The 7,753-nt window shown below is 72.5% G+C and carries 6 protein-coding genes; 5 read left to right on the top strand and 1 reads right to left on the bottom strand.

Annotated features, from left to right (window positions below; translation table 11 throughout):
* Nucleotides 1–54: 54 nt before the first annotated feature.
* Entirely contained in the window at nt 55–708 is a 654-nt protein-coding gene (locus ACFCY7_RS38665) for a bifunctional DNA primase/polymerase (RefSeq protein ID WP_376490769.1), read from the bottom strand.
* A 425-nt stretch (nt 709–1,133) separates the two neighbouring features.
* On the opposite strand from ACFCY7_RS38665, the gene ACFCY7_RS38670 reads away from it, so the two are divergent.
* The 5 genes from ACFCY7_RS38670 to ACFCY7_RS38690 form a co-directional block, all read left to right on the top strand.
* Nucleotides 1,134–2,609, top strand: coding sequence for a hypothetical protein (locus ACFCY7_RS38670; RefSeq protein ID WP_376490770.1), 1,476 nt, complete (start codon nt 1,134–1,136; stop codon nt 2,607–2,609).
* Nucleotides 2,610–2,932: 323 nt separating this feature from the next.
* The gene (locus tag ACFCY7_RS38675; RefSeq protein WP_376490771.1) at nt 2,933–4,282 is read left to right on the top strand and encodes an ammonium transporter; all 1,350 of its coding nucleotides are present in this window, start codon (nt 2,933–2,935) and stop codon (nt 4,280–4,282) included.
* Entirely contained in the window at nt 4,279–4,617 is a 339-nt protein-coding gene (locus ACFCY7_RS38680; RefSeq protein WP_004924863.1) for a P-II family nitrogen regulator, read from the top strand. Before ACFCY7_RS38675 ends, ACFCY7_RS38680 begins: the two co-directional genes overlap by 4 nt.
* Nucleotides 4,618–4,638: 21 nt before the next feature.
* Nucleotides 4,639–7,080: a [protein-PII] uridylyltransferase gene (locus ACFCY7_RS38685; RefSeq protein WP_376490772.1), complete on the top strand. Its 2,442-nt coding sequence runs from the start codon at nt 4,639–4,641 to the stop codon at nt 7,078–7,080.
* 227 nt (nt 7,081–7,307) lie between these two features.
* A partial coding sequence (locus tag ACFCY7_RS38690; RefSeq protein ID WP_376490773.1) for a signal recognition particle receptor subunit alpha occupies nt 7,308–7,753 on the top strand: 446 nt, incomplete at its 3' end.

A 7,753-nucleotide genomic window follows, 5' to 3' on the forward strand; every position in this document is an offset into this window, starting at 1 on the left:
GCGTCAGTTGTGTATAAGAGACAGGGGCCCTTCCGCGTACCCGGGGGTCGGAGGTCAGAACCGCGTCCGGTGGCAGATGTACGCCAGCGTGCCGAGCAGCAGCCGCGCCTGCGGCGGCGCGCCCGCCGTGTCCAGCGTCGGCGGCCGCAGCCAGCGCACCGGCCCGAGCCCGCCCAGGTCCGACGGGGGAGCGGTGATGTGGCTGCCGGGACCCAGGCAGTGCAGGTCCAGATCGGCGTCGTCCCAGCCCATCCGGTACAGCAGCTGGGGCAGCTCGGCCGCCGCGCCGGGCGCCACGAAGAACCGCGCCCGGCCGGTCGGGGTCGCGCACACCGGGCCCAGCGGCAGCCCCATGCGCTCCAGGCGCACCAGTGCCCGCCGGCCCGCGGCCTCCGCGACCTCGATCACGTCGAAGGCCCTGCCCACCGGCAGCAGCAGCGCCGCGCCCGGGTACTCGGACCACGCCTTGGCGGCGTCGTCGAGGCCCGCCCCGGCCGGGACCGGTTCCGCGAAGGAGAGGGGGTGCGCGCCCGGGGCCGCGCACGTCCGGTCCCCGCAGGAGCACTGGCCGGAGACCGCCCGCGCTCCGGGGGCGACGTCCCAGCCCCACAGTCCCGTGTACTCCGCCACCGCTGTGCACTCCGTGGTGCGTACGCGGCGGCGTGCGCCGGACCGCATCTCACGAATGCCGCCGATCGTGAAACCCATGCCCCCTCCAACGGGTCGAGCGCGCCGGTGGTTACGACCAGGAGCACCGTCGTCACCCTTCGTCACTCTCCGTCGCGCCGACATGGCGCGCGGTCGTGCTCGGGGTGGTGCGGACCGCTGCGCGCGCCTCTCCGCGCATCCGTCCACCGACTCCGGTTCGTCGCCTGTCAAGTGAATCGCGTTCCACGCGCGGCGAGTTCATTCGAAGGGGTGGCGAATGGTGGCGTTTCTTGAATCGCCCTCGTAGAGGGGTGATCGTAGGGTTACTTTCGGTACTCGAACCCGGGGTCTTCGGCACGCGCGGGTATGCCGGAGGCAACCCGGTTTCCAGTTCGAAGGAGCGCGAACGCCGGACGGGTGCCGCGAGACACGGCATTCTGATAGGGGTTCGCAGGACAGGCAATCAGGTGGATGGGGGCGTTCCAGTGGGCGGCAACGGCGCAGACGGTACGACTGCCGGCAAGCGCCCGAACGAGCAGCTGGGCTCGTGGTTCGTGCGCAGCGGCTGGTCCAAGGGCGAACTCGCGCGGCAGGTGAACCGCAGGGCGCGCCAGATGGGCGCGCACCACATCTCCACGGACACCTCGCGGGTGCGCCGCTGGCTCGACGGCGAGCAGCCGCGCGAGCCCATCCCGCGCATCCTCTCCGAGCTGTTCTCCGAGCGCTTCGGCTCCGTCGTCGCCATCGAGGACCTCGGCCTGCGCACCGCCCACCAGTCGCCGTCCGTCTCCGGCGTCGACCTGCCCTGGGCCGGCCCGCAGACCGTCGCCCTGCTCAGCGAGTTCTCCCGCAGCGACCTCATGCTCGCCCGCCGCGGCTTCCTCGGCTCGTCCCTGTCGCTCGCCGCGGGACCCTCCCTCATCGAACCGATGCAGCGCTGGCTCGTGCCCACCCCGGTCGGCGACTTCGAGCGGCCCGACCCCCTCGCCGACGCCCGCCGCCCCAACCGGCTCTCCGAGGTCGAGCTCGACCTCCTGGAGTCCACCACCGCCATGTTCCGCAAGTGGGACGCCCAGTGCGGCGGCGGACTGCGCCGCAAGGCCGTCGTCGGACAGCTCCACGAGGTCACCGACCTCCTCCAGGAGCCGCAGCCCGCCGCCACCGCCAAGCGCCTCTTCACCTGCGCCGCCGAACTCGCCGAACTCGCCGGCTGGATGAGCTACGACGTGGGCCTCCAGCCCACCGCCCAGAAGTACTTCGTGCTCGCCCTGCACGCCGCCAAGGAAGCCGGCGACAAGCCCCTCGGCTCGTACATCCTCTCGTCCATGAGCCGCCAGATGATCCACCTCGGACGGCCCGACGACGCCCTCGAACTCATCCATCTCGCCCAGTACGGCAGTCGGGAGTGCGCCACCCCCCGCACCCAGGCCATGCTGTATGCGATGGAGGCCCGCGCCTACGCCAACATGGGCCAGCCCTCCAAGTGCAAGCGGGCCGTCCGGATGGCCGAGGACACCTTCGCCGACGTCGGCCTCGACGGCGAGCCCGAGCCCGACTGGATCGGCTTCTTCTCCGAGGCCGAACTCAACGGCGAGAACTCCCACTCCTACCGCGACCTCGCCTACGTCGCCGGACGCTCCCCGACCTACGCCTCGCTCGCCGAGCCCGTCATGGAGCGGGCCGTCGAGCTCTTCGAGAAGGACCCCGACCACCAGCGGTCGTACGCGCTCAACCTCATCGGCATGGCCACCGTCCACCTCCTCAAGCGCGAGCCCGAGCAGTCCGTCGTCCTCGCCGAGAAGGCCCTCGGGGTCGCCCGCAGCATCCGCTCCGAGCGGGTCAACACCCGGCTCCGCAAGACCGTCGACCACGCCGCCCGCAACTACAGCGACGTCGCCGAGGTCGTCCAGCTCACCGACCGGCTCACCCAGCTCCTGCCCGAGGCCGCCGAAGCGGTCTGATCCCGGCCCCGCGGGCCCGCACGATCCCCGGCCGCGCCAGACGTCCCGTACTGCCCGACTCGGCTCCCCCGCCGCAAGGTCACACGGACGCCGGGCGCGGCCGGTCCTTCGTGTGCGGAGGATACGGACGTTACCTCGTCGTGACACGGCCGTTCACGGCCGCGTAACACGCCCCATCCCTTCGTCACTGCGCCGAAACATCGAGCGGCATCGACGGAAACCGCGCTGCGCGAATCTCTGGCCCATAACCGGCCACGCCCTCACGGCCGCCGCTCTCTCCGGCCCCGCCCCGCACAGGCCGTACCGACGACGAGGAGACGCCGATGGCACCAGCCATCACGACCCTGGCAGCAGACGCCCCCGAGCTGTCCGCCGCCAACACCGGGTTCATGCTCATCTGCTCCGCCCTGGTCATGCTGATGACCCCGGCTCTCGCCTTCTTCTACGGAGGCATGGTCCGCGTCAAGTCCACCCTCAACATGCTGATGATGAGCTTCATCAGCCTCGGGATCGTCACGATCCTGTGGGTGCTCTACGGCTTCAGCATCGCCTTCGGCACCGACTCCGGATCGCTCATCGGCTGGTCCTCCGAGTACGTCGGCCTCAGCGGCATCGGCATCACCGAGCTCTGGGACGGCTACACCATCCCGGTGTACGTCTTCGCCGTCTTCCAGCTGATGTTCGCGATCATCACGCCCGCGCTCATCAGCGGCGCCCTCGCCGACCGCGTCAAGTTCACGGCCTGGGCCCTCTTCATCACCCTCTGGGTCACGATCGTCTACTTCCCCGTCGCCCACTGGGTCTGGGGCTCCGGCGGCTGGCTCTTCGAGATGGGCGTCATCGACTTCGCCGGCGGCACGGCCGTCCACATCAACGCGGGTGCCGCCGCCCTCGGCGTCATCCTCGTCATCGGCAAGCGCGTCGGCTTCAAGAAGGACCCGATGCGCCCGCACAGCCTCCCGCTGGTCATGCTCGGCGCCGGTCTCCTCTGGTTCGGCTGGTTCGGCTTCAACGCCGGCTCCTGGCTCGGCAACGACGACGGCGTCGGCGCCGTGATGTTCGTCAACACCCAGGTCGCCACCGCCGCCGCCATGCTCGCCTGGCTGTTCTACGAGAAGGTCCGCCACGGCGCCTTCACCACCCTCGGCGCCGCCTCCGGCGCGGTCGCCGGACTCGTCGCCATCACCCCGTCCGGCGGCGCCGTGAGCCCGCTCGGCGCCATCGCCGTCGGCGCCATCGCCGGTCTGCTCTGCGCCATGGCCGTCGGCCTCAAGTACAAGTTCGGCTACGACGACTCCCTCGACGTCGTCGGCGTCCACCTCGTCGGCGGAGTCATCGGCTCCCTCCTCGTCGGCTTCTTCGCCACCGGCGGCGTCCAGTCCGACGCCAAGGGCCTCTTCTACGGCGGCGGCCTCGACCAGCTCGGCAAGCAGGCCATCGGCGTCTTCGCGGTCCTCGCCTACTCTCTGATCGTCTCCGCGGTCCTCGCCCTGATCATCGACAAGACGATGGGGATGCGGGTCAGCGAGGACGACGAGGTCTCCGGCATCGACCAGGTCGAGCACGCCGAGACCGCGTACGACTTCAGCGGAGCCGGCGGCGGCGCGTCCTCGCGCTCCACCGCCGCAGCCCCCGCCCCGGCCGTCACGCAGAACAAGAAGGTGGACGCATGAAGCTCATCACCGCGGTCGTGAAGCCGCACCGGCTCGACGAGATCAAGGAGGCCCTCCAGGCGTTCGGCGTCCACGGCCTCACCGTCACCGAGGCCAGCGGCTACGGCCGCCAGCGCGGCCACACCGAGGTCTACCGGGGAGCCGAGTACACCGTCGACCTCGTTCCCAAGATCCGCATCGAGGTCCTCGTCGAGGACGATGACGCCGAACAGCTCATCGACGTCGTCGTCAAGGCCGCCCGAACCGGCAAGATCGGTGACGGCAAGGTGTGGAGCGTGCCGGTCGAGACCGCCGTACGGGTCCGCACCGGCGAGCGCGGTCCGGACGCACTGTAAGCACACGTGAGGAGCCGCCGGGTGACGAGCCTCGAAGCGAGTACAGAGACCGAAGATTCGGGACCCGGCGGTTACGCGGCGGCCCGGCTGCTCCTTCTCCACGAGAAGGAGCGGTCCGGGCCGCCGCGCCGTTCCGCCCTGGCCCGGCTCACCGACGACTGGCTGGTCGGCCTCTTCGCCGCCGCCGCACCACCCCGCGGGGTCGCCCTCGTCGCCGTCGGCGGCTACGGCCGCGCCGAACTCTCCCCGCGCAGCGACCTCGACCTCCTCCTGCTCCACGACGGCAGCGCCGACAAGGCCGCCGTCGCCGCCCTCGCCGACCGCATCTGGTACCCCGTCTGGGACCTCGGCCTCGCCCTCGACCACTCCGTCCGCACCCCCGCCGAGGCCCGCGCCACCGCCGCCGAGGACCTCAAGGTCCAGCTCGGCCTCCTCGACGCCCGGCCCGTCGCCGGAGACGCCGGACTCGTCGCCGCCCTGCGCACCACCGTCCTCGCCGACTGGCGCAACCAGGCACCCCGGCGCCTCCCCGAACTCGACGAACTGTGCCGCGAGCGGGCCGAACGCATGGGGGAGCTGCAGTTCCTCCTCGAACCCGACCTCAAGGAGGCCAGGGGAGGCCTCCGCGACGCCCAGGCCCTCCGCGCCGTCGCCGCCTCCTGGCTCGCCGACGCCCCCCGCGAAGGCCTCGACGACGCCCGCCGCCGCCTCCTCGACGCCCGCGACGCCCTCCACCTGGCCACCGGACGGGCCACCGACCGGCTCGCCCTCCAGGAACAGGACGCCGTCGCCGCCGAACTCGGCCTCCTCGACGCCGACACCCTGCTCCGCGAGGTGTACGAGGCCGCCCGGACCATCTCGTACGCCGCCGACGTCACCTGGCGCGAGGTCAACCGCGTCCTCAAGGCCCGCTCCGCCCGGCCCCGGCTGCGCTCCCTCCTGAGCCGCGGCGGCACGAAACCCCCCGTCGAGCGCACCCCGCTCGCCGAAGGCGTCGTCGAGATGGACGGCGAAGCCGTCCTCGCCCTCAGCGCCAGACCCGAACGCGACCCCGTGCTGCCCCTGCGGGCCGCCGCCGCGGCCGCCCAGTCCGCCCTGCCGATCTCCCTGCACGCCGTACGCCGCCTCGCCGCGGCCGCCAAGCCCCTCCCGGTGCCCTGGCCCGCCGAGGCGCGCGAGGAACTCGTCACCCTCCTCGGCGCCGGCGAGGCCACCGTGCCCGTCTGGGAGGCCCTGGAGGCCGAAGGCCTCGTCACCCTGCTGCTCCCCGACTGGGAACGCGTCCGCTGCCGGCCCCAGCGCAACCCCGTCCACACCTGGACCGTCGACCGCCACCTCGTCGAGACCGCCGTCCGCGCCTCCTCCCTCACCCGCCGCGTCGGCCGCCCCGACCTCCTCCTCGTCGCCGCCCTCCTCCACGACATCGGCAAGGGCTGGCCCGGCGACCACTCCGTCGCCGGCGAGACCATCGCCCGCGACGTCGCCACCCGCATCGGCTTCGACCGCACCGACGTCGGCGTCATCGCCACCGTCGTCCGCCACCACCTCCTCCTCGTCGAGACCGCCACCCGCCGCGACCTCGACGACCCCGCCACCGTCCAGTCCGTCGCCCAGGCCGTCGGCACCGTGGGCACCCTCGAACTCCTGCACGCCCTCACCGAGGCCGACGCCCTCGCCACCGGCCCCGCCGCCTGGTCCTCCTGGCGCGCCTCGCTCGTCGCGGACCTGGTCAAACGCGTCGCGGGCGTCCTCGCCGGCGACACCCCGCCCGACCCCGAGGCCGCCGCGCCCAGCGCCGAACAGGAACGCCTCGCCGTCGAGGCGCTCCGCACCGGCGAACCCGTCCTCGCCCTGCGCACCGAACCCGTCGTGGCGGAGCCCGAGGAACCCGAGCCCGTCGGCGTCGAACTCCTCATCGCCCTCCCCGACCAGCCCGGCGTCCTCCCCGCCGTCGCCGGCGTCCTCGCCCTCCACCGGCTCACCGTCCGCGCCGCCGACCTCAGGGCCGTGGAACTGCCCACCGCGCTCGGCTCCGGCTCCGTCCTCGTCCTCGACTGGCGCGTCGCCGCCGAATACGGCTCCCTGCCCGAAGCGGCCAGGCTCCGCGCCGACCTCGTCCGCGCCCTGGACGGCACCCTCGACGTCCCCGCCCGCCTCGCCGAACGCGACGCCGCCTACCCGCGCCGGCGCGGCCTCACCGCCCCGCCGCCCCGCGTCACCGTCGCCGCCGCCGACTCCCGCCTCGCCACCGTCATCGAGGTCCGCGCCCAGGACGCCCCCGGCCTCCTCCACCGCATCGGCCGCGCCCTGGAAGGCGCGACCGTACGCGTCAGGAGCGCCCACGTCTCCACGCTCGGCGCCAACGCCGTCGACACCCTCTACGTGACCCGCCCCGACGGCTCCCTCCTCCCGGACGAGGAGGCGATCGACCTGGCACGGGCACTGGAGGAGGCGCTGCGGTGAGGGTGTGACCCGATCGGCACGCCGGCCGTCGCGCACGGAGTGCTCCCCGCGCGAGTGGGGGGATGGTCCCCTCCGCGGCAAGGGGCGCCCGTCCGAGGCGGCGCGCTCCCCGCATCGGCGCGTTCCCGCCCTTGCCGGTCCATTTCGACCGGCAAGGGCGGTCGTGTCCTGGGGCCGGATACCCTGGGTGGCGACCATCCCGCCCCGACCCGAGGATCGCGACCACCGTGTTCGATACGCTTTCCGACCGCCTCAGCGCGACTTTCAAGTCCCTCCGGGGCAAAGGCCGCCTCTCCGAGCAGGACATCGACAGCGCGGCCCGGGAAATCCGTATCGCCCTCCTCGAGGCCGATGTCGCCCTGCCGGTCGTCCGTGCGTTCATCAAGAACGTCAAGGAGCGGGCGCTCGGCGCCGAGGTCTCCAAGGCGCTGAATCCCAGCCAGCAGGTCATCAAGATCGTCAACGACGAGCTGGTCTCGATCCTCGGTGGCGAGACCCGCCGGCTGCGGTTCGCCAAGACCGCGCCGACCGTGATCATGCTGGCTGGTCTGCAGGGTGCCGGTAAGACCACCCTCGCCGGAAAGCTCGGTCTGTGGCTGAAGGGGCAGGGGCACTCGCCGCTGCTCGTGGCGTGCGACCTCCAGCGCCCGAACGCCGTCAACCAGCTCTCGGT

This window comes from Streptomyces sp. NPDC056361 (assembly GCF_042262805.1).
In the GTDB taxonomy this organism is placed as follows: Bacteria; Actinomycetota; Actinomycetes; order Streptomycetales; family Streptomycetaceae; genus Streptomyces.